The organism is Curtobacterium sp. AG1037, from assembly GCF_003349855.1.
Taxonomy (GTDB): domain Bacteria; phylum Actinomycetota; class Actinomycetes; order Actinomycetales; family Microbacteriaceae; genus Curtobacterium; species Curtobacterium citreum.
This window is the reverse complement of the sequence record NZ_QQAO01000005.1, coordinates 309015-331086: the sequence shown is the minus strand read 5'-3', so window position 1 is coordinate 331086 and position 22072 is coordinate 309015. Positions and strand designations below refer to the sequence as shown.

The window sequence follows — 22072 nt, the reverse complement described above, 5'->3', positions numbered from 1 at the left end:
AATCAGGCCGCGACGGGCTCCGCAGCGGCCTCGGCGAGCGCGCGCAGCGCGCCCTGGACGAGCTCGACGACCTCGGCGTCCTCACGGGGGTGCGTCTCGGCGAAGCGGACGACGGACTGCGGGATGGCGACCTTGACGTCCTCGAGGACGCGTGCGCCCGCGATGCCGGCGGCCTTGCGCGCGTCGTCGTGTGCCCAGACGCCGCCGTACTGGCCGAAGGCGGACCCGATGACGGCGAGCGGCTTGCCGGACAGCGGCGAGGCGCCGAACGGACGCGAACCCCAGTCGAGCGCGTTCTTCAGCACGGCCGGGATCGTGCCGTTGTACTCGGGCGTGACGAGCAGCACGGCGTCCGCGTCGGCGACCGCCTGGCGGAACGCGACGGCGGCGGCCGGCGGGGTGTCGCCGTCGATGTCCTCGTTGTAGAAGGGCAGGTCGACGATGCCGTCGAAGGTCGAGAGCGTGATGCCCTCCGGAGCGTGCTGGTCGGCCGCCTCGGCGAGCTGGCGGTTGATCGAGCCGGCGCGGAGGCTGCCGACGAGGACGAGGACGTTCGTCATGGAGATCCTTTCTCTCGGGACACGAATGGTGTCAGGAACAACCAATGAGCCGGCTGGGTCGCCCATTCCCGACACGGCCCCGGCTCGGTAGGTTGACCGGGTGAGCACCCCTCGGACGCCCGCCAGCACACCCCGCACGACCGACCCGGACTGGTGGCGGCAGGCCGTCGTCTACCAGGTGTACCCGCGGAGCTTCGCGGACACGGACGCCGACGGCCTCGGCGACCTCGCCGGGGTGACGAGCCGCGTGCCGTACCTCGCCGCGCTCGGCGTCGACGCGATCTGGCTGTCCCCGTTCTTCCCGTCGCCGCTCGCCGACGGCGGGTACGACGTGGCGGACTACCGCGACGTCGACCCGCGACTCGGGACGCTCGCCGACGCGGACGCCCTGCTGGCCGCCGCGCACGAGCACGACCTGCGGGTGATCGTCGACATCGTGCCGAACCACACCTCCGACCAGCACGAGTGGTTCCGGGCGGCGCTCGCCGCGGAACCGGGGTCGCCGGAGCGCGCGCGGTACGTGTTCCGCGAGGGCTCCGGACCCGACGGGTCGCTGCCGCCGAGCGACTGGGTCTCGAACTTCGGCGGGAGCGCCTGGACCCGGGTGCCGGACGGGCAGTGGTACCTGCACCTGTTCGCGCCGGAGCAGCCCGACCTGGACTGGTCGAACCCCGAGGTCCGCGCCGACTTCGAGGACACGCTGCGGTTCTGGTCCGACCGCGGGGTCGACGGCTTCCGCGTGGACGTCGCGCACGGGCTCGCGAAGGACCTGTCGACGCCGTACCGGCACTCGGACGAGCAGGCGCTGCCGCTCGACGGCTCGGACCCGCTGTACGACCGCGACGAGGTGCACGAGATCTTCGCGACCTGGCGGACCGTGCTCGACGAGTACGATCCGCCCCGCGCCGCCGTCGCCGAGGCCTGGGCGCCGGCGCCGCGCCGCGTGCTCTACGCCAGGCCGACCGAGCTCGGGCAGGCGTTCAACTTCGACCTGCTCGAGTCACCGTTCGACGCCGACTCGTTCCGCACGATCGTCGAACGGAACCTCGCTGCGTCCGCCGAGTCCGGAGCGTCGAGCACGTGGGTGCTCTCGAACCACGACGTCGTCCGGCACGCGACCCGGTACGGGCTGCCCGACGGCACCGACACCGACGCCTGGCTGATGACCGACGGCACCGACCCGGTGCTCGACCGGGAGCGCGGGCTCCGGCGTGCGCGGGCGGCGACGCTGCTCGTGCTGGCACTCCCGGGCTCGTCGTACGTCTACCAGGGCGAGGAGCTCGGCCTGCAGGAGGCCGCGGCCATCCCGCACGCGCAGCTGCAGGACCCGAAGTGGCTGCGCACCGGGCACACGGTCAAGGGTCGGGACGGCTGCCGCGTGCCGATCCCGTGGACGCGCTCCGGGCCGTCGTTCGGTTTCGGCGACACCGCGCCGCACCTGCCGCAGCCCGAGGACTTCGGCGCGTGGTCGGTGGAGGCCGAGGACGGCGCCGCGGGGTCGACCCTCGAGCTGTACCGCGCGGCGACGGCGGCCCGGCGTCGGCTGCAGCGCGGCGAGGAACTGCACTGGGTCGAGGCGGGCGACGGCGTCGTGGCGTTCGCGCGGCACGACGGCTGGCGGTCCGTGACGAACTTCGGGACGACGCCGGTGCCGATGCCCGCGGGCGCGCTCGTCGTCGCTTCTGGGCCGCTCGACGACGAGCACACGCTGCCGGGCGAGACGACGGTCTGGCTCAGCTGACCGACGGGCTCCTTCCTCCCCAAGCCGCCGGCGGCGGGCGGCTCTCCACAGTGTGCGGCGCACGCCGTCGGCGGATGCTCCCCGATCGCGACGATCGGGGCATGAACCGACACACATCCCCATCCGGCGGCCCACCCGCCGCATCCGCCGCGCCCGCTGACCGTCCTGCCCGACCCGCGACGGACTGCTCGAGGCGCTGGTGGCGCCGACGGCCCGGACTGGTCGCCGCCGGCGTGGCCACGGCGCTCGGCCTGCTCGGCGGACCCGCGGTGCTCGTCGCGCCGTCGTCCGCCGGCTCGCTGCCCTTCCCCTACGTCGCCGACTTCTCGGACGTCGCCGGTGGCACTCTGAGCGGGGACGCCGCGATCGTCGACGGACGGCTCCGGCTGACCGACGACGAGCTCAGCCAGGCGGGGGCGTGGTCCACGGACGACACGTTCTCGTCCGACCTCGGGCTCGACATCGAGTTCGACTACGCGATGTACCACGAGGGCACGCGTGCGGGGGCGGACGGACTGCTGCTGTTCCTCGCCGACGGCGCCGCACCGCAGGGTGTCGGCCAGTCCGGTGCCGGCCTCGGGTACGCTTGCCGCTTCCACGAGACCCAGGGTGGGGATCACCCCTGCGACCTGCCCGGACTGCCCGGGGCCTTCGCCGGCGTCGCCATCGACCGGTACGGCAACTTCTCGCTGCCGCTCAACCTGTCCGGCCCCGGCGCCGCGCCGGACTCGGTGGTGGTCCGCGGATCGGGCGACGGACTCGACGGCTACCGGTACGTCGCCGGCACCGACGTCCCGCGCGGTGTCCAGACCGACGGACCCGAGCCCCGGACCGTACGGGTGACGCTGCTGCCGCAGGACGACGGCGGCCTCGCGCTCACGGTCCGGCTCGAGACCGAGGCCGGTGCGCTCCGGACCGTCCTCGACCAGGTGCCGCTCCACGGCGACGGCCAGGCGCCGCTGCCGCCGACGCTGCGGCTCGGGTTCGCGGCGTCGACCGGCAGCTACGTCGACGTGCACGAGGTCGACGAGCTCCGGGTGCAGGTGCCGGTCGACCTCGCCGTCGACCAGGACCTGGCACCGGAGGTCACCGCGGGCGAGCAGGTCCGCTGGGACGTCGTCGCGCGCGATGCCGGGCCGAGTGCATCCGATCCGAGCCGCCTGACGGTCGACGTGCCGGCAGGGCTGCGGGACGTCTCCTGGACGTGTCGTGGGGTCGACGGCGGCACGTGCGGCGCCGGCAGCGGGACGGGTGCGGTGTCCACCGACCTCGGGCTCCCACGGGGTGCCGGTGCGGTGGTCACCGTGACCGGCACGGTCCCGGACGACGCGACCGGCACCCTGACGAGCCGTGCGGTGCTCGAACCGGCGTCGGGGCTCGCCGACACCTTCGTCGACGACAACGTCTCGGTGGCCGAGACGCGTGTCCGGGACGACGACGGACCCGGACCGGGACCCGTCGCGCGGCTCGGCACCGAGAAGTCCGTCGAGCCCGCGACCGACGTCCGCCCGGGCGATGCGCTCACCTACGCGCTCACCGCCCGGAACGACGGGAGCGTCGACGCCGAGCGTGTGGGCGTCACGGACGAGTTGCCCGCCGCCGTGCGCTTCATCGGGTCGGACGACGACTGCACGGCGGACGGACAGCTCGTGACGTGCCGGTCGGCGGACACCCTCGCGCCGGGGGAGCGTCGTACCTTCACGATCCGGACGGTCCTCGACGAGACCTACCGCGGGGACGGTTCCGACGTGGTCAACGTCGCGACGGCGACCTCGCCGTCCGACCCGGACGGGGGCGACCCGTCACCCGGCGTCGCGGTCGGGGTGGTCGACCCCGGCGACGGAGACGGGGGCGCCGACGGCGACGGCGGCGGCGGGACGGGCGCCTCGCCCACACCCGTACCGGCCACGGACACAGCAGGACCCGGCACCGGCGGACGCGGACCCGGATCCGGACCAGGGCGTGGCGGGTCGCTCGCGTACACCGGTTCGTCCGGCCTCGGTCTGCTCGCGCTCGTCGGTGCGGCGGTGACGGCGCTCGGCGGTACGGGCTGGTGGGCGGTCCGACGCCGCAGGGCGCGCACGGACACGACGGACCCGGCCGGCGGCTGACGGGGCTGACCGGCTGGTGGCCGGAGTGCGGCGGCTCGGTGCTCCCTCAGCGCCGGCCGCCGCCGTCCGGTCGGCTCGCAGCGGGCACGGCGGTACGATTGGGCCACCACCCGCATGCCCGAAAGAGGTCTCGTGTCCGACTCCGTCGACGACGCCGACAAGCGCGCGCGGTACTGGCCGATCCCCGTCCTCCGGGCCGTCCCAGCCGCAGTCGTGGCCGTCGTCATCACCTTCTCCGCCAACCACGCCGCCGGGTACGGACTCGTGCTGTTCGGCGTGGTGGTCCTCGTCGACGCGGTCGTCCTCGCGGTCGCGGGGACCCGGCGGTTGACGGACGATCCCCGATCCCGGCGGACGACACTGGTGCACGCGGGCATCGACGTCGTCGCCGCGGTCGCGGCCTTCGTGACGAGCGGCCTCGGTCTGCCGGCGTTCATCGCGGTCGTCGTGGCCTGGGCGGTGCTGACCGGGGCGCTCGAGCTCACGCAGGGGCTGCGGGCACGGGGCCGGTCCCCGTTCGCCCGGGACTGGACGACCATCGGCGGCCTGACCCTGCTGCTGGCCGTCGCCTTCCTGCTCACCCCGCCGGACTACTCGCAGCGGCTCGGCGGCATCGAGAAGGTGTCGGGCACCCTCGACGCCTCGATCGTCCTCGTCGGCCTGCTCGGCGCCTACCTCGCCATCGCGGCGGTCTTCCACGTGATCGCCGGACTCTCGCACAAGTGGGGAACGGCGGCGCCGACCGCAGCCCCGGACGGAGCACCCCACGCATGAACGCCCCCAGCCGTCGCGACCGTCTCCGTCCGGCGGAGCTCCTCGTGATCTCCGCGATCGTCGCCGTGTTCATCGGCCTCGTCGTGCTGTTCTCGACGCGGGAGTTCGTGCTCGCCCTGGTCTTCCTCGGCATCGCCTTCATCGTCGTCGTGGTGGTCCTCGCGATGCTGCAGCTCGCGTCGTCGAGCGACCAGGACGACAACGACATGCTCGGTGGGCACAAGGCCCCCGGTGAACGCGTCGAGGGCGACGACTTCCACTGACGTCCGCCCAGCCCGCCCGGCCCGGGGCCCGCGGCTGACGCAGGCACGACACGCCCGAGGTCACGAATCGTGAACGGTCCTGTCAGGACCGCGGGTCCTGCCGACATCTCCAGGGTGAGGGAGGTGGGGTGTGGACGTGACCACGGAGACGGACGCGATGCTCGTCCGGGCGATGGCCACGGGCGACCGTGGCGCGCTCGCCCGCGCGTTCGACCGCTACGCCGCGACCCTCACCCGGTACACCTGGGCGCTCGCGGATGACCGGCAGGACGTCGAGGAGGTCGTGCAGGACGCCTTCCTGACGCTCTGGCAGCGCTCGGCGACGCTCGAACTCCCGGCGGACACGGTGCTGCCGTGGCTGCTCGTGGTGTGCCGCAACCTGGCGTTCAACGCGGGACGGAAGCGCACCAAGCACCGCGCCGACGAGCTGCCCGAGACCCTGGCGACCCCGTCCGACCACGGGGAGGCCGCCGAGACGCTCCGCTGGGTGCGCGCCGAGATCGCGGCGTTGCCCGAACTCGACCGGCGCATCTGCGAGCTGTGCCTGCTCGAGGGGCACTCGTACGCCGAGGCCGCGGAACTCCTCGGTCTGTCCGTCGGCGCGGTCACCCAACGCGTCTCCCGAAACGGCGTCGACTCAAGAAGGTGGTGATGCACGATGAACACTGAACCCCCTGAGGGAGACGACCTGCAGCGCATGCTCGTCTCGATGAAGCAGCACGTCCTCGAACGCGCCACCCCGCGGCCGGCCCGGCGACGCGGACGGTCCGGCATCGTCGTCGGCGTCGTGGCGCTGCTCGCGCTCGGCACGGCGACCGGTGCGGTCGCGTTGACGCTCACGCAACAGGACCGTCCGGCGGCAGCGCCCGCGCAGACGCAGCAGCCCGAGCCGGCGCCGTCCGCGACGACCCCGAGCTCGGCGCCGATCACCGGCCGGCCGACACCCCGGCCGACGTCGACCCCGGACACGGTGGCGTCCGTCCCGACCGACTGCCGGGCGATCGTGCCGGCGTCGGAATACGACCGCCTGTTCGGCGACGCGCCTTTGATGCAGGTGTTCCCCGACCCGGGGAGTCCCGCCGCGAACCAGATCCAGGCGGAGAAGGATTCGACGAGGCGGGATCCGCTCGCCGGGCCGACCACCCTGTACTGCCTCTGGCGTGACTCCCAGGCGGACATCACAGGGCTGGCCGTGACGCTCGGCACGGGAACGCCCGAGCAGATGGCCGAGCTGGAGCGGACGACGTTCCAGGGCTGGTCGCCGACCTGCGACGAGCGCGACGGCATCCGGACGTGTCGCGCCGTGCGGAGCGACCCCCAGTACGGCACGGACTGGGCGCGCACGACGTACGTCCGCGGGGACACCTGGTTGGTCATCGACCAGTCGAACTTCCCGACGAACGGGCTCCTGCCCGCGATCGTCGGGGAGGTCTGGGGGGACTGACGGCCTGGAGGCACGTGGCGGGCCCCGCCCCGTGCCTCCAGTCCGTCGGTGGGTCCCGTCAGGCCGCCCGCCGGGCCGCAACGACGTCGCGGGCCAGCGCCCGCGTCGCGCGGTTGGGTTCCGGGTCGGTCCGCATCGCCAGCCCGATCCGCAGTGGCGCGACGTCGTCCTCGAGCTCCAGGACCGCGCCGTCGTGCTGCACGCCGGAGTCCGGCACGACCCCGACACCGAGCCCGGCGGTCGCGAACCGCACCACGGCGGGCATGTCGTTCATCTCCGCGACGATCCGTCGCCGGATCCCGAGCCGGTCGAGGGCAGTGTCCAGGATGATCCGGTTGCCGAACCCGTGCGCCGTGTCGATGAACGGCTCACCGGCGAGCTCGGCGAGCCCGACGGAGGTCCTTCCCGCGAGCGGGTGGTCGGACGCCACGAACACGCGGAACGGCATCTCCCGCAGCGGCTCGACCGTGATGCCCGGCGGCACCGCGGGCAACCCCGTGTAGGCGAGGTCGAGTCGTCCGGCCACCAGGTCGTGGACGAGCCCGGTCGTCCCGGTCGGCGACGTCATGAGCTCCACCGCGACGAGCGGGTGGCGCTGCCGGAACCGACGGAGCACCCCGGTGAGGTCGACGATGTCCATGCTCGTGAAGATCCCGAGCCGGACCCGTCCGCGCAGGTCGGCGTCGTCCAGGGTGGCGAGGTCGCGCATCCGGTCGAGGGCGTCGAGGACGGCCCGGGCGTGGGGGAGCAGGTCCTCGCCCGCGGCGGTGAGGATGGTCCGGCGGCCCGTCCGGTCGAACAGCCGGACGCCGAGCGAGCGTTCGAGCGACGCGATGCCCGCCGAGACGGTCGACTGCGCGGCCCACAGGCGCTCGGCGGCACGGGTCACGCTGCCCTCGGCAGCCACGGCGACGAACTGTTCGAGCAGGCGGGTCTCCACCCGACGAGTATCGACCAGGTCGATGGCGGCCATCAAGGAGAACCGTTGGACTCGATGCCGCTCGCGGGACGACCATCGAGGCATGTCCTCGACCACCGCTCCCGCTCCCACCGCCGCTGCCGATCGGGTCCCGGCCCCTCGGGGCCGCCGCGCGCACACCCGGCGCCGGCACGGCTTCGGCTTCTGGGCCGTCGCGTTCGCGTTCCTGGCGGTCATGGCCTTCGCGACCGTCCCGGCCCCGCTCTACGTGATCTACCAGGCGCGGGACGGCTTCCCGACCTTCACCACGACCGTGGTCTTCGCGGCCTACGGGGTCGGTGTCGTGGCGTCGCTGTTCCTCGCCGGGCACCTCAGCGACGTGCACGGACGCCGCCCCCTCGTGCTGGTGTCCGTGGCGCTCGAACTCGTCGCCGCGGTGCTGTTCCTGCTGTGGGACGACGTCGCCGGGCTGCTCGTGGCCCGGCTCGTGACCGGCTTCGGGGTGGGGCTCCTCACCGCGACGGCCACCGCGCACCTCGGCGAGCTCCGCGTCCGGGCCACCGGGTCGGACGCGTCCGCGAAGGGCGCGAGCGTGGCGGCGGGGGCGGTGAACCTCGGCGGGCTGTCGCTCGGGGCGCTCCTCGGCGGAGCGCTCGCCGAGTTCGTCGGTCAGCCGCTGGTCGTGCCGTACGTCGTGTTCGTCGTGGCGCTGGTGGTCGCGTTCGTCGTGGTGCTCGCGGCGCCCGAGACCGTCGACCGTCCCGAGCAGCCGGTGCCGTACCGTCCGCAGCGGATGCAGGCACCTGCCGGGCAGGCCGGGGCGTTCTGGGCGGCCGGGACCGCAGCGTTCGCGGCGCTCGCGGTGCAGGGGCTCTTCACCTCGGTGGCGCCGACCTTCCTCGCGACGACGTTCCACGTGACCGACCGGCTCGCGGCCGGGGCGACCACGTTCGGGGTGTTCGCGGCGAGCGCGGTGTCGCAGATCGTCTTCGCCCGGCTCGCGCAGCGTCGGCAGGTCCAGCTCGGGCTGGTGCTCCTGGTCGTCGGGCTCGCGGTCCTCGCGGTCGCCGCCGTCGTGCTGCAGGTCGGCGGGTTCATCGGTGGCGGGGTCGTCGCCGGAGCGGGCGTGGGGCTGCTGTTCCGCGCGTCGATCGCCCGTGCCGGGTCCCTCGTCGGCCCCGAGCAGCGCGGCGGTGTGCTGGCGGCGACGTTCCTGATCGCCTACGCGGGGCTCACGGTCCCGGTGGTGGCGGTCGGCGCGGCGCTCCTCGTGGTCCCGACGCTACCGGTGCTGCTCGGTTACGTGGTCTTCGTGGTCGTGCTCGCCCTGGTGGCGGGTGTCCGGCTGGCGGCCAACGCCGAGTAGGACGCAGCCGCACGGGCCCCGCCGGCGCCGGGCGGCCCGGCATACTGGGGGCATGGCCCGGAAGCGCACACGACCAGCCCTCGCCGGCCTCGCCGCGGTCATCGCCGGCGGCCTGGTCGCCGCCGGGGTCGTGCTGACGACCGAGCGGAGCGGGGACGACCCGGCCCCCGGCAGCGGACCCACCGCGACGACCGCCACCGGCGCGGCGGAGGCCCCCGACGAGGTCACCGTCACGATCCCGCGCGAGGGCCCCGACCTGCCCGGCGCCGACGTGCTCGACCAGTGCCGGTCGAGCAGCCGCCAGGTCGTCGCACGCTACGAGACGGCCGCGCTCGGCGAGGTCGTCCTGCAGTGCGGGACGTCGGCCCAGGGCTACGAGCACATCCGCGTCCGGCACACCCGCGACTGGCAGGACGTCGTCGCCGGACACGGCAGCCGGGACTGGGACGACGCGATGCTCACCGCGGTGCAGACCGCACTCGGTTCCCCGCGGGACGGGTACCCGGTGGACGCCGGCGACGGCAAGGTCTGCTTCGCCGCACCGGTCCGCTTCGACGACGGCTCCCGGCCCGACGACGAGCCCTTCGTCACGGTCATCGTCTCGGCGACCACCGACCGGGTGATCACCGCCTACCCGACCCGCGACGACGGCTGCTGACGCCGACCGACACCGGCACGTCCTACGCGTGCACCTCGTGCTCGTGCCGCCGGTGCGACACCGGCTCGAGCTGGAACGTCGAGTGCTCGACCGGCACGTCGAAGTGCTCCGCGACGCACTGCTGCAACGCGTCGAGGATTCGCGGTGCGTGCGCCGTCGAGAAGCAGTGGTCGTCCACGACGACGTGCGCCGTCAGGTTCGGCACCCCGGTCGCGACGAGCGTCGCGTGCAGGTCGTGCACCGCGATGACGTGGTCGAGCTCCAGGATGTGCGCGCGCACGTCGTCCAGGTCGAGCCCTGGAGGCGTCGACTCGAGCAGGACGTTCGCGGTCTCCCGCAGCAGCCGGACCGCGCGCGGCAGGATGAGCAGCCCGATCAGGATCGCGGCGACGGAGTCCGCCCGTTGCCACCCCGTCAGCCCGAGGACGACGGCCGCGGCGATCACCGCGACCGAGCCGAGCGTGTCGTTCAGGACCTCGAGTCGTGCGGCGCGGGACGTGAACCCCTCGCCGGAGGCCCGGAGCAGCACCGCGTACGCCACCAGGTTCCCGACGAGTCCGACGACGCCGAACACCAGGAGCGGTCCGGCGTGCACCTCGGCCGGGACGAACAGCCGCTGGACCGCGGAGATCACCACGTAGACGCCGACCGCGAGCAGGATCGCCGCCTGCGCCGTCGCCCCGAGCACCTCGGCCCGCTGGTACCCCCAGGTCCGCTGGGCGGTGGGGGAGCGCCGGGCGAGCCGCGTCGCGACGAGTCCGATGCCGAGACCGCCCGTGTCGACGACCATGTGCCCGGCGTCGACGAGCAGTGCGAGCGACCCGGTCAGCACCGCCCCGACGACCTCGGCCAGCAGGATGCCCGCCGAGATGCAGAACGCGACCAGGAGTGCCCGCTCGGAGGCGTGTCCGTGCGTGTGCCCGTGGTCGTGACCCATGCCCTCGATCGTAGGCAGTCGCACCGACGACGTGCCAGGCTCGGCACGTGACCGTGTCGCCGTGGCAGCTGACGATCCCGCCCGACGTGCTGGCCCGGCTGCACCCGCGGCTCCGCACGTACTTCGGTCCGGTCCCGGCCGGTGACGTCGGTCGCGGCGAGGGCGTCTTCGCCGTGGTCGGCACACCGCGACGCTGGCTGTGGCCGGTCCTCGCGTGCCTCGCCCACGAGGGGGTGCTGTTCCCGGTCTGGGAGCGGGACGTCCCGTTCACGGTCGAGAACCGCCCGGCTCGCGTCGGTCGCGGGGCTGCGGACGGCCGGCAGGCTCAGATCGCCGTGGTCGCGCGCCGCACCTTCCGGTTCCGCTCCGGGTCCCGCACGATGGTGGACGCGATCGCCGCCGGACCGGACGGGCTGGTCGACCACCTCGGGCGCCGCGGGCGTCTCAGTGCGCTGCTGCGCGCCGAGGTCGACGCGACCGGGCCGGGGGCGGGTGCGCTCCGGCTGGTCTCCACCCGGGTGTCGTTGCGGGCGTTCGGGCGCGACCTGGTCGTCCCGGCCCGCGTCGCGCCGCGTGTGACGCTCGTGGAACGATTCGATGACGATGCCGACGTGCAGCGCGTGTCCCTGGTGCTCCACGCGCCGGTGCTCGGCACGCTGTACCGGTACGAGGGGACGTTCCGCTACGCGGTCGAGCCCGACACCGGTCGACGAGGGGATGGCTGATGGCACCGGAGCAGCCGAGGGTGGTCATCGCGGGGGCGAGCGGCTTCGTGGGGCGGTACCTGCAGGACGCCTTCCGCGACGAGGGCTACGAGGTCGTCACGGTCGGACGCTCCGGCGACGCCGTGTGGGGCAACACCATGCGCATCCGCGAGCTCGTGGACGGCGCCGCGCTCGTCGTGAACATGGCGGGCAAGAGCGTCGACTGCCGCTACGGCCGCCGCAACCGCGCGGAGATCCTGCGGTCGCGGGTCGACACGACGCTCGAGCTGGCCGAGGCGATCCGGACCGCCGAGCACCCGCCGCCGCTCTGGCTGAACGCATCCACCGCCACGATCTACCGGCACGCCGACGACCGTCCGCAGGACGAGGACACGGGTGAGCTCGGCGAGGGCTTCTCGGTCTCGGTGGCCCGGGCGTGGGAGCGCGCGTTCTTCGACGCCGACCTGCCCGCCACCCGTCGGGTCGCGCTGCGCATGGCGATCGTGTTCGGCGACGGCAGCGCCCTGGTCCCGCTCCTCCGACTCGCGCAGGCGGGCCTCGGCGGACCGCAGTACGACGGCCCGTGGTTCCCGACACGCTCCCGACTGCGCGCCGGGACGTACCACCACGACCGGCACACCCACGGGCGGCAGCGCTTCAGCTGGGTACACGTCGCCGATGTCGTCGGGATCGTCCGGTTCGTGCGGGACCACCCGGAGATCGAGGGTCCGGTGAACGTGTCGAGCCCCGAGCCGTCGGACAACCGCACCGTGATGGCGACCATCCGCGATGCCGTCGGGCGCCGCATCGGCATCCCGACCTGGCGCTGGATGCTCGAGCTCGGGTCGTTCGCGATCCGCACCGAGACCGAACTCGTCCTGAAGAGCCGGTGGGCGGTGCCGACCCGGCTGCTCGCGGCGGGCTACGAGTTCCGCCACCCCGACCTGCGCGGGGCGCTCGCCGGGATCATCGCCGAGCGCCGTCAGCACCGGGGCTGACCGACAGCGGCTCGGGTCCGGCGACCGCCGCGGGTTCCGAGTGCGGCGGCACCGCCACGGTCTCCGTCGTCGGCACGACCCGGGGCGTCCGGGACGACCAGAGCACCGCCGCGACCCGGGGCGTCCGGGACGACCAGAGCACCGCCGCGACCACCACCGCGCCGGCGACCACCTCGACCACGTCGGGGACCTCACCGAAGGCCACCCACGACGCGAGCACGCCGACCACGGGGACGAGCATCGAGAACGGCGCGACCGTGCTCGACGGGTAGGTACCGAGCAGGCGTGACCAGATGCCGTACCCGACCAGCGACGCGACGAGCACGATGTAGAGCAGCCCGAGGTCCGCGGGGAGCGCCGCCGCGGTGAAGGCCGTGCCGAGGGCTGTGCCGACGCGCTCGGGTCCCTCGACGACGAGTGCGAGGACGGCCATCGGCACCGGCGGCACGATCGACCACCACAGCGTCAGGTGCAGCGGGTTGACCGGACCGGCGCGGCGGGTGGCCACGTTGCCGATCGCCCAACCGAGCGCGCCGCACAGCGCGAGCACGACCGGCACGAGCGCCGCGGCCTGGGCACGGTGGACCGCGATCGCCGCGAGTGCTGCGACCGCGGTCGTCACGCCGACCACCTGTCGTCCGGTCAGCCCCTCGCGCAGGAACACCCCGGCGAGCACGACCGTGAACGGCGCCGACGCCTGCAGCACGAGCGAGGCCAGCCCGGACGGCAGCCCGGCCGCCATGCCGAGGTACAGGAACGCGAACTGGAGCACCCCGAGGCCGGTACCGACGAGCAGCAGCCGTCCGAACGGCATCCTCGGCCGCGGGACGAACAGCACCGTCGGCACGGCCAGCAGCGTGAACCGGACGGCGGCGAGCAGGAACGGCGGGAAGTGCTCGAGGGCGAGCGCCGTCGCGGGGAAGTTCAGTCCCCAGACGACGGCGACCAGGACGGCGAGGAGTCGGTCACGAGAGCGCACCTCCCGATCGTCGCGCGTGCCGACCGTGCAGCACCAGCGCAGAGTTCCGCATCGACGTTGTAGCCTCGCTTCATGGTCGGCTTCGACGTGCAGCTCCTCGCCGTGCTCCGGGAGCTCGCCGGGCGGGGGAGCGTGACGGCGGTCGCCACGGCCACGCACCGGACCCCGAGCGCGGTCTCGCAACAGCTCCGCACCCTCGAGCGCCAGGTCGGCGTGCCGCTGGTCGAGCGCGCCGGCCGGGGCGTCCGGTTGACGGAGCACGGCCGGGTGCTCGCGCGCCTGGCGGACGGCGTCGCAACGGCCGTCGCGGAGCTGGACGCCGCGTGGCAGGAACACCTCGGCGGCACGGTCGGCCGCGTCGACCTCGCGGTGTTCCCCTCGGCCGCGGAACTCCTGCTGCCCGGGCTGCTCACGCGCATGCGGGACCACCCCGCGATCGACCTGGTCCTGGTGGACGTCGACGTCGACGAGGACGCCTTCGGGCCGCTCACCGCCGACCACGACGTCGTCATCGGGCACCGGCCGGACGGTGCGCCGCCCGCCGGGCGCGAACGACTCGAGACGGTCCCGCTGCTGCGCGAGCCGCTCGACGTGGCGCTGCCGCTCGGGCACCGCCTCGCCGACCGCGACCGGGTACGGATCGACGAGGTCGTCGGCGAACCCTGGATCGGCGTCCCCGAGGGCTACCCGATCGACCGCGTCCTGACGGCCATGGCCGCCGCGACCGACACCCCGCCCGACGTCGGCTTCCGCACGATCCACCTGCCGGTCATCGAGAACCTCGTCGCGGCCGGGCACGGCGTCGCCCTGGTCCCGCGGTACACGTCGGGCACCCGAGCAGCCGGTCGCTTCCACCTGGCGGAGCTCGGCGCGGTCCGCGCCGGACGCCGCATCGAGGCGCTCGTGCGGCCGGACCGCGCGGTCCGGCCCGCGGTCCGGACCGTCCTGGAGGCGCTGGTCGCGGAGGCACGCGACGTCACCACCCGGGGCGGGTGAGGCGCGCACCGGACCGGCACCGTGCCTCCAGTCCGGTCGTGGCGTCCCGCCACTCGCGCGACGCAACGAAGGCGGCTCCTCGCAGCGGAGTACCGCTGCGAGGAGCCGCCGAGGTTGCGTCTTGCGGACCGGACCGGACCGGACCGGGCCTGCCCGAGCCCGGGTCTCAGACCTCCAGGTGGTCGACCAGCTCGTCCGCCAGGCCCGTGTACGTCGCCGGCGTCAGGGCCGTCAGCCGCGCCTTGGCGCCGGACGATATGTCGAGGCCGTTCACGAAGGCCACGAGCTCGTCCTGGCCGATCCGCTTGCCCCGGGTGAGTTCCTTGAGCATCGCGTAGGGGTCCTCGATGTTCGACTGCCCCGCGGTGACCTCGGCCCGGATGACCGTCTGGACCGCCTCGCCCAGCACCTCCCAGTTGTGGTCGAGGTCCTCGGCCAGCCGCACCTGGTTCACGGCGATCTCGCCCAGGCCGCGGCGCAGGTTGTCGAGCGCGAGCAGCGAGTGCCCGAACGCGACGCCGATGTTCCGCTGCGTGGTGGAGTCGGTGAGGTCGCGCTGCAGGCGGCTCGTGACGAGCGTCTCGGACAGCGTGGAGAACAGCGCCGACGAGATCTCGAGGTTCGCCTCGGCGTTCTCGAACCGGATCGGGTTGATCTTGTGCGGCATGGTCGACGAGCCCGTGGCGCCCGCGACCGGGATCTGCGTGAAGTACCCCATCGAGATGTAGGTCCACACGTCCGTCGCCAGGTTGTGCAGGATGCGGTTCGCGTGCCGGACCCGGTCGTACAGCTCGGCCTGCCAGTCGTGCGACTCGATCTGCGTCGTGAGCGGGTTCCACGTCAGGCCGAGGCCCTCGACGAACTCCTTCGACAGGGCGGGCCAGTCGGCCTCGGGGTCCGCGGCCAGGTGCGCCGAGAACGTGCCGGTCGCGCCGGAGAACTTGCCGAGGTACTCGCCGCCCTCGATCTGGGCGAGGACGCGCTCGAGCCGGTAGACGACGACCGCGAGCTCCTTGCCGAGCGTGGTCGGGGTGGCCGGCTGCCCGTGGGTGTGGGACAGCATCGGCACGGCCTTGAGCTCTTCTGCCATCGTGCGCAGCGTCGCGATCACGGAGCGGTAGGCCGGCAGCCACACCTGCTCGACGGTGTCCCGGACGGTGAGCGCGTAGGACAGGTTGTTGACGTCCTCGCTCGTGCACGCGAAGTGCGTCAGTTCGGCGATGGCGTCGAGCCCGAGGTCGGACAGGCGACGGCGCACGAAGTACTCGACCGCCTTGACGTCGTGACGGGTCGTCGCCTCGATCTCGGCGAGCTCGGCGATCTCCTGCTGCCCGAAGGTCTCGACGACCCGACGGAGCGCGGCCTTGTCGTCGACGCTCAGCGGCGAGGTCGTGAACATGGCGTGGTCGGTCAGGAACACGAGCCACTCCACCTCGACCACGACGCGCGCACGGTTCAGGCCGGCCTCGGAGAGGTGCTCGCCCACCGTGTGCACGACCGGGTAGTACCGCCCGTCGAGCGGGCTGATCGGCTGCGGGGGAAGGGGGGTCATGGGGCTCCCTGACGGACTGCCGGTTCGAGTTGTCGGAAGAGCGCCCGGCAGGCCCGCTCGACGGTCGAGAGCACTCGGTCGAACTCGTGCCGGTCCGCGTAGTACGGATCCGGTACGTCGGTCTGCTGGGGCCAGGCGTCGTCGTACCGCAACAGGAGCGTCACCTTGGCGGCGTCGTCCATGGTCGGTGCCCATGAGCGCAGGACGCGTTCGTGGGATCGGTCGAGTGCGACCACCAGGTCGAGGTCCGGGAACCGGTCCGGGTCGAACTGGCGGGCGCGATGCCTGCTGCCATCGTATCCGCGCGCTGCGAGCGCCGCGATCGTGCGCTCGTCCGCGGGCTCTCCGACGTGCCAGTCCCCGGTCCCGGCCGACTCCACGTGGAACCGGTCGGACATCCCCGCGTCCGCCGCGATCTGCGCGAAGACGATGCCCGCCATCGGCGATCGGCAGATGTTCCCGCTGCAGACGAACGACACGCGGAAGGGTGCTGGGCCGTCCTCGGTCATGTGCTCATCATGACGGGTCGCGGCGCGTGTGCGCGACGGTCACCGGCCTGGAGGCACGGTGCCGGTCGGTCGCCCGGCCCGCGTCACCGACGGCGCCGGTCGAGCGCGGGGCGCACGAACAGGCCGATCAGCCACGAGAACACGGCGAGGACGAAGGCACCCACGATGCCCCAGCCGAACGACTCGACCTGCAGCCCGAAGCCCATCGCGTCGGAGATCCCGGCGACGATGAGCAGCAGGACGGCGTTCACGACGAGCGAGATGAGCCCGAGCGTCAGGACGTAGAGCGGGAACGCGACGACCCGGATGATCGTGCCGACGACGGCGTTCACCAGGCCGAACACGAACGCCACGAGCAGGAACGTCAGCACGACGGCGGTGGTGTCGCCGGTGCCGAACGGGACGACCGTGACACCGCTCACGATCAGGGTCGTGAGCCAGAGCGCGACGGCGTTGACGACGAGGCGGACGAGGAATCGCATGCCGCCATGATGCCCGGCGGCACCGCCGGTTCCGCTGAGTCGGTGGTCACGCCGTCTGCGTGACCGACACGCGGTTACGCTGTCTGCGTGACTGACACGCGCGTGCACATCCGGCCCGAGATCGCGGTCCTCCCCGCGTACCAGCAGGGTCGGCAGGCCGCCGCGGACGCCTTCAAGCTCTCGAGCAACGAGAACCCCTTCCCGCCGCTGCCCGGCGTCGTCGAGGCGGTCCAGGCCCAGACGGCGTTCAACCGCTACCCGGACGCCAGCGCCCTCGCCGTCCGCGCGGTGCTCGCGAACCGGTTCGGCCTGACCCCGGACCAGGTGCACGTCGCCCCGGGGAGCGTCGCGATCCTGCACGAGCTCGCCCGCGCCGTGAGCGCGCCCGGCGACGAGGTCGTCTACGCGTGGCGCTCGTTCGAGGCCTACCCGGGCGTCGTCACGGTCGCCGGCGCCACGAGCGTGCAGGTCCCGAACCGGCCGGACGGCGGGCACGACCTCGACGCGATGGCCGCCGCCGTGACCGAGCGCACGCGCATGGTGATCGTCTGCTCCCCGAACAACCCCACCGGACCGGTCGTGACCGCCGCCGAGTTCGACGCCTTCATGGCGCGGGTGCCGTCGTCGGTGCTCGTGGTGCTCGACGAGGCCTACGCCGAGTTCGTGACCGAGCCGACCGCCGTCCGGGGCGCTCCGCTGCTCGAGCGGTACCCGAACCTCGTCGTGCTGCGGACGTTCTCGAAGGCGTACGGCCTCGCGGGTCTGCGCGTCGGCTACGCCCTCGGCCCGGCGTACGTGCTCGACGCCGTCCGCGCGTGCGCCATCCCGCTGTCCGTGACCGCGCAGGGACAGGCGGCCGCGCTCGCGAGCCTGGAGCGCGAGGACGAACTGCTCGAGCGCGTCGCCGAGCTCGCGCAGTCCCGCGACCGGATCGTCGCCGCGCTCCGCGACCAGGGCTGGGACGTGCCGGACGCGCAGGGCAACTTCGTCTGGTTGCCGACCGGGGAACGCACCGCACATGCGGCCGATGCCTTCGACCGCGCGGGGATCATCGTTCGGGCCTTCGGGAACGAGGGGATCCGCATCTCCATCGGCGAGCACGAGGCTGTGGAAACGCTCCTCGAAACAGCGGCCTCGCTTGTGGAGGACCTCCAGATGGCCCCCTCGGACCGCCCGCTACGCTGACCGGCATGTCATTCCGCGCCGCGGCACCCGAGTCGACCACCGTCCGGCTCCTCGACCCCGAGGGCCGGTTCGTGGAGACCGACGAGAACGCCGAGTACGCCGCCGCTGCCCGGGCGATCCCGCAGGAGACCCTGCTGGCGATGCACCGCCGGATGGTCCTCACCCGGCGGTTCGACCACGCCGGGCACAACCTCCAGCGCACCGGACAGCTCGGCCTGTGGGTGCCGAGCCACGGACAGGAGGCCGCGCAGGTCGGCTCGGTCTTCGCGCTCCGGGCGCAGGACCACGTCTTCCCGTCGTACCGCGAGCACGCCGTCACGATGCACCGCGGCGTCGAGCCGATGGAGATCATCGCGATGTACCGCGGGCAGACCCACGGCGGGTGGGACCCGGACGAGCGCGGCAACACGCACGTCTCGACCCTCGTCATCGGGTCGCAGACGCTGCACGCGACGGGCTACGCGCTCGGCCAGCAGCTCGACGGCGTCGTCGGCACCGGTGACCCCGACGTCGACTCGTGCTCGATCGTCTACTTCGGCGACGGTGCGACCAGCCAGGGCGACGTCAACGAGGCCTACGTCTTCGCGGCCTCGACGAAGGCCCCCGTGGTCTTCTTCCTGCAGAACAACCACTGGGCGATCTCCGTCCCGGTGACCACGCAGTCGCCGAGTCCGCTCGTCGACCGCCCCCGCGGCTTCGGCATCCCGAGCGTCCGGGTCGACGGCAACGACGTCCTCGCCTCGTACACGGCGTCCGTCGTCGCGACCGACCACGCCCGCAGCGGGCAGGGTCCCGCCTTCGTCGAGGCCGACACGTACCGCATCGGTGCGCACACGAGCTCCGACGACCCGAGCCGCTACCGCGAGGACGACGAGCTGGCCGAGTGGGTCCGCCGCGACCCGATCAGCCGGTCGGCCGCGTACCTCCGCAGCCTCGGCGTCACCGACGCGCAGCTCGCCGTGTTCGACGAGGAGGGCGAGGACATCGCCGCCGACGTCCGACGCCGCACGGTCGCCCTGACCCCGCCGTCGATCGACGTCATGTTCCAGAACGTGTACCGCGAGCCGCATCCGACGGTCGCCGACCAGCAGGCCTGGCTCGAACGCTACGAGGCCGGTTACGAAGGGGGCTCCCACTGATGAGCACCACCGAGCAGCTCTTCGACTACACGCTCCGCGCCCACCCCGGTGCCGGCGAGGTCCCGAGCGACACCACCCCGAACCTGCCGATGGCGAAGGCGCTCAACGCCGGGCTCGCCGCGGCGATGCAGGCGGACGACAAGGTCCTGCTGATGGGCGAGGACATCGGCCAGCTCGGCGGCGTCTTCCGCATCACCGAGGGCCTGCAGGAGCGGTTCGGCGCCGCGCGCGTCCGGGACACCCCGCTCGCCGAGTCCGGCATCATCGGCACCGCGATCGGGCTCGCCCTGCGCGGCTACCGCCCGGTCGTCGAGATCCAGTTCGACGGCTTCGTCTGGCCGGGCTTCGACCAGATCACCTCGCAGCTCGCGAAGATGCAGAACCGACTGCCGGCCCACATGTCGCTGCCGGTCGTCATCCGCATCCCCTACGGCGGGCACATCGGCGCCGTCGAGCACCACCAGGAGTCCCCGGAGGCGTACTTCGCGCACACCCCGGGACTCCGCGTGGTGAGCCCGAGCACGCCGAACGACGCGTACTGGATGATCCAGGAGGCCATCGCGTCGAAGGACCCGGTGATCTTCCTCGAGCCGAAGTCCCGCTACTGGCCGAAGGGCGAGGTCGACCTGATCGGCGGCCACGTCCCGATGCACACGACGCGCGTCGCCCGCACCGGCAGCGAGGTCACCCTCGTCGGCCACGGCGCGATGGTGGCGACGCTCATGCAGGCCGCCGAGCTCGCCGAGTCCGAGGGCACGAGCTGCGAGGTCATCGACCTCCGCTCGATCTCGCCGATCGACTGGGAGCCGCTCTTCGCCTCGGTGCGGAAGACCGGGCGCCTCGTCATCGCACAAGAGGCCTCCGGCTTCGTCAGCGTCGGCAGCGAGATCGCCGCGACCGTCGCCGAGCACTGCTTCTACACGATGCAGGCGCCGCCGCTGCGGGTCTCCGGCTTCGACGTGCCGTTCCCGGTCTCGAAGCTCGAACACCTGCACCTGCCCGACGCCGACCGGGTCCTCGAAGCCGTCGACCGCGCACTCGCGTACTGACCAGAACCGTCCTGACCGTCGAAGGAGCCGTAGTGGCCACCGCCGAATTCCCCTTGCCCGACGTGGGCGAAGGCCTGACCGAGGCCGAGATCGTGCAGTGGCGCGTGGCGATCGGGGACGAGATCGCCGTGGACCAGGTCCTCGTCGAGATCGAGACCGCGAAGTCCCTCGTCGAGCTCCCGTCGCCGTTCGCCGGCACCGTCACCGGACTGCTCGTGTCCGAGGGCGACACGGTCGAGGTCGGGAAGCCGATCATCCGGGTCGAGTCCGACGCGTCGGTCGCCTCCGGTGCACCCACCGGTGTCCAGCCGGGAGGCACGGCGCCGGTCGCCGACAGCGTCCCGACCTCGCCCGTGGTCGCGTCCACCCCGGCGCCCGCTCCCGCCGCGCAGGCCCCCGTGGCGCAGCCCCCCGCCGCACAGACCCCGCCTGCGGCTCCGGCCGCACCCGCCGCACCCGCCGCCGCGGCGCCGCCGGCGGCGCGTCACGCCGCGGCGGCCCCCGAGGTCGCCGACCACGCCACGGTCGTCGGCTCCGACGAGTCCTCCGGGGCCGTCCTCGTCGGCTACGGCTCGGCGACCACGTCCCCGTCGCGTCGCAAGCCGGGTGCCCGCCGGGCCGCAGCCCTCGCGGCCGAGGCGAGCCGTGCCTCCAGTGCGGACGCGCAGGCGGCTGCCGAGGCCGCGTCGGACCCGGGTGAGGACTCGACGGCGCAGGCCGTCGCCGCCCAGGGCACGCGCCCGCGCAAGGCCCTCGCCGCCGTGAACGTCCTCGCGAAGCCGCCGATCCGCAAGCTCGCGAAGGACCTCGACGTCGAGCTGACCGAGGTCGTGCCCACCGGGCTCGCCGGCGAGGTCACGCGCGACGACGTCATCCGGCACGCCAAGCAGGCCGGCGTCTTCCGGAACATCGAGACGCCGGAGTGGGGCGACGTCCGCCGCGAGACCATCCCGGTGAAGGGCGTCCGCAAGGCGATCGCGACCGCGATGACCACCTCGAAGTTCACCGCGCCGCACGTCTCGCTGTTCGTCGACGTCGACGCCACCCGCACGATGGAGTTCGTCAAGCGTCTGAAGGCGTCACCGACGTTCGCCGGCGTGAAGGTCTCGCCGCTCCTCGTCTTCGCGAAGGCCGTGATCTGGGCCGTCCGCCGCAACCGTTCGGTGAACTCGACCTGGACCGACCAGGAGATCATCGTCCACCACTTCGTGAACCTCGGCATCGCCGCGGCGACCCCGCGCGGGCTCATCGTGCCGAACATCAAGGACGCGCAGGACATGTCCCTGTTCGAGCTCGCCCAGGCGCTCGAGGAGCTGACCCTGACGGCCCGCGACGGCAAGACCACGCCGAAGCAGATGGCCGACGGCACCGTGACGATCACCAACATCGGGGTGTTCGGCATGGACACCGGGACGCCGATCCTCAACCCGGGCGAGGTCGCGATCGTGGCGATGGGCACGATCAAGCCGAAGCCGTGGGTCGTCGACGGCGAGGTCCGCGCGCGGATGGTGACCACGATCGGCGCCTCGTTCGACCACCGCGTGGTGGACGGCGACGTGGCCTCGCGCTTCGTCGCCGACATCGCGTCGATCATCGAGGAGCCGGCGCTCCTGCTCGACTGAGCGCCTGCGGGTTCCCGCACGCCCGGGCCGGATCACGCGGACGTCGCGTGGTGTTCACCGCGTTGTCGGTGGCGCGGGCGATGA

General features: G+C 73.2%; 22 protein-coding genes. 15 read left to right on the top strand and 7 right to left on the bottom strand.

Features of this window, described 5'->3' with window-relative positions:
• Positions 1-2: 2 nt before the first annotated feature.
• Positions 3-560: an NADPH-dependent FMN reductase gene (locus DEU32_RS10160; RefSeq protein WP_058741854.1), complete on the bottom strand. Its 558-nt coding sequence runs from the start codon at positions 558-560 to the stop codon at positions 3-5.
• 100 nt (positions 561-660) lie between these two features.
• On the opposite strand from DEU32_RS10160, the gene DEU32_RS10155 reads away from it, so the two are divergent.
• From DEU32_RS10155 to DEU32_RS10130, 6 genes are all read left to right on the top strand, one after another.
• Entirely contained in the window at positions 661-2301 is a 1641-nt protein-coding gene (locus DEU32_RS10155; RefSeq protein ID WP_114850406.1) for a glycoside hydrolase family 13 protein, read from the top strand.
• A gap of 233 nt (positions 2302-2534) precedes the next feature.
• Positions 2535-4412: a lectin-like domain-containing protein gene (locus tag DEU32_RS10150; protein ID WP_114850405.1), complete on the top strand. Its 1878-nt coding sequence runs from the start codon at positions 2535-2537 to the stop codon at positions 4410-4412.
• Positions 4413-4544: 132 nt separating this feature from the next.
• The gene (locus DEU32_RS10145) at positions 4545-5186 is read left to right on the top strand and encodes a hypothetical protein (protein WP_254631439.1); all 642 of its coding nucleotides are present in this window, start codon (positions 4545-4547) and stop codon (positions 5184-5186) included.
• Complete coding sequence (locus DEU32_RS10140) at positions 5183-5449, top strand: hypothetical protein (RefSeq protein ID WP_058741858.1); 267 nt, start codon at positions 5183-5185, stop codon at positions 5447-5449. The genes DEU32_RS10145 and DEU32_RS10140 overlap by 4 nt, the downstream gene beginning before the upstream one ends.
• A 136-nt stretch (positions 5450-5585) precedes the next feature.
• Complete coding sequence (locus tag DEU32_RS10135; protein ID WP_258554836.1) at positions 5586-6101, top strand: RNA polymerase sigma factor; 516 nt, start codon at positions 5586-5588, stop codon at positions 6099-6101.
• Positions 6102-6107: 6 nt separating this feature from the next.
• Positions 6108-6893, top strand: a complete 786-nt coding sequence (locus DEU32_RS10130) for a hypothetical protein (protein WP_147281447.1) — start codon at positions 6108-6110, stop codon at positions 6891-6893.
• 58 nt (positions 6894-6951) lie between these two features.
• On the opposite strand, the gene DEU32_RS10125 is transcribed toward DEU32_RS10130, so the two are convergent.
• Complete coding sequence (locus DEU32_RS10125) at positions 6952-7866, bottom strand: LysR family transcriptional regulator (protein ID WP_180225777.1); 915 nt, start codon at positions 7864-7866, stop codon at positions 6952-6954.
• Between the two features lie 49 nt (positions 7867-7915).
• Between DEU32_RS10125 and DEU32_RS10120 the strand changes: the two genes are divergently transcribed.
• Positions 7916-9178 (top strand): MFS transporter, encoded by a 1263-nt coding sequence (locus tag DEU32_RS10120; protein ID WP_114850401.1) that lies wholly within the window; start codon positions 7916-7918, stop codon positions 9176-9178.
• Positions 9179-9230: 52 nt separating this feature from the next.
• Positions 9231-9836, top strand: coding sequence for a hypothetical protein (locus tag DEU32_RS10115; protein ID WP_114850400.1), 606 nt, complete (start codon positions 9231-9233; stop codon positions 9834-9836).
• 22 nt (positions 9837-9858) lie between these two features.
• On the opposite strand, the gene DEU32_RS10110 is transcribed toward DEU32_RS10115, so the two are convergent.
• Positions 9859-10773: a cation diffusion facilitator family transporter gene (locus DEU32_RS10110; protein WP_114850399.1), complete on the bottom strand. Its 915-nt coding sequence runs from the start codon at positions 10771-10773 to the stop codon at positions 9859-9861.
• A 47-nt stretch (positions 10774-10820) separates the two neighbouring features.
• On the opposite strand from DEU32_RS10110, the gene DEU32_RS10105 reads away from it, so the two are divergent.
• Positions 10821-11498 (top strand): DUF4166 domain-containing protein, encoded by a 678-nt coding sequence (locus DEU32_RS10105; RefSeq protein WP_114850398.1) that lies wholly within the window; start codon positions 10821-10823, stop codon positions 11496-11498.
• Positions 11498-12475, top strand: a complete 978-nt coding sequence (locus DEU32_RS10100) for an epimerase (RefSeq protein WP_114850397.1) — start codon at positions 11498-11500, stop codon at positions 12473-12475. Before DEU32_RS10105 ends, DEU32_RS10100 begins: the two co-directional genes overlap by 1 nt.
• Here DEU32_RS10100 and DEU32_RS10095 read toward each other — a convergent pair.
• Positions 12444-13454, bottom strand: a complete 1011-nt coding sequence (locus tag DEU32_RS10095) for an EamA family transporter (RefSeq protein WP_114850396.1) — start codon at positions 13452-13454, stop codon at positions 12444-12446. The genes DEU32_RS10100 and DEU32_RS10095 overlap by 32 nt on opposite strands.
• Positions 13455-13526: 72 nt before the next feature.
• Between DEU32_RS10095 and DEU32_RS10090 the strand changes: the two genes are divergently transcribed.
• Positions 13527-14450, top strand: coding sequence for a LysR family transcriptional regulator (locus DEU32_RS10090; RefSeq protein WP_114850395.1), 924 nt, complete (start codon positions 13527-13529; stop codon positions 14448-14450).
• 166 nt (positions 14451-14616) lie between these two features.
• On the opposite strand, the gene purB is transcribed toward DEU32_RS10090, so the two are convergent.
• The 3 genes from purB to DEU32_RS10075 form a co-directional block, all read right to left on the bottom strand.
• Complete coding sequence (gene purB, locus DEU32_RS10085; protein ID WP_114850394.1) at positions 14617-16002, bottom strand: adenylosuccinate lyase; 1386 nt, start codon at positions 16000-16002, stop codon at positions 14617-14619.
• A complete protein-coding gene (locus tag DEU32_RS10080; RefSeq protein ID WP_114850393.1) occupies positions 15999-16511 on the bottom strand; it encodes a low molecular weight protein-tyrosine-phosphatase in 513 nt (170 codons plus the stop codon). The genes purB and DEU32_RS10080 overlap by 4 nt, the downstream gene beginning before the upstream one ends.
• Positions 16512-16594: 83 nt before the next feature.
• Positions 16595-16993 carry a phage holin family protein gene (locus DEU32_RS10075; RefSeq protein ID WP_114850392.1) on the bottom strand — a complete coding sequence of 133 codons (399 nt, stop codon included), beginning with the start codon at positions 16991-16993 and terminating at the stop codon, positions 16595-16597.
• An 87-nt stretch (positions 16994-17080) separates the two neighbouring features.
• Here DEU32_RS10075 and hisC point away from each other — a divergent pair, with 87 nt between their 5' ends.
• The 4 genes from hisC to DEU32_RS10055 all read left to right on the top strand — a co-directional run bounded on the left by hisC (position 17081) and on the right by DEU32_RS10055 (position 21988).
• On the top strand, positions 17081-18178 hold the full coding sequence (hisC, locus tag DEU32_RS10070; RefSeq protein WP_114850391.1) for a histidinol-phosphate transaminase: 1098 nt from the start codon (positions 17081-17083) through the stop codon (positions 18176-18178).
• Positions 18179-18183: 5 nt separating this feature from the next.
• On the top strand, positions 18184-19317 hold the full coding sequence (locus DEU32_RS10065; RefSeq protein ID WP_114850390.1) for a thiamine pyrophosphate-dependent enzyme: 1134 nt from the start codon (positions 18184-18186) through the stop codon (positions 19315-19317).
• Between the two features lie 89 nt (positions 19318-19406).
• Positions 19407-20366 (top strand): alpha-ketoacid dehydrogenase subunit beta, encoded by a 960-nt coding sequence (locus DEU32_RS10060; RefSeq protein ID WP_114850442.1) that lies wholly within the window; start codon positions 19407-19409, stop codon positions 20364-20366.
• A gap of 32 nt (positions 20367-20398) precedes the next feature.
• Entirely contained in the window at positions 20399-21988 is a 1590-nt protein-coding gene (locus DEU32_RS10055) for a dihydrolipoamide acetyltransferase family protein (protein ID WP_114850389.1), read from the top strand.
• Positions 21989-22072: the final 84 nt, after the last annotated feature.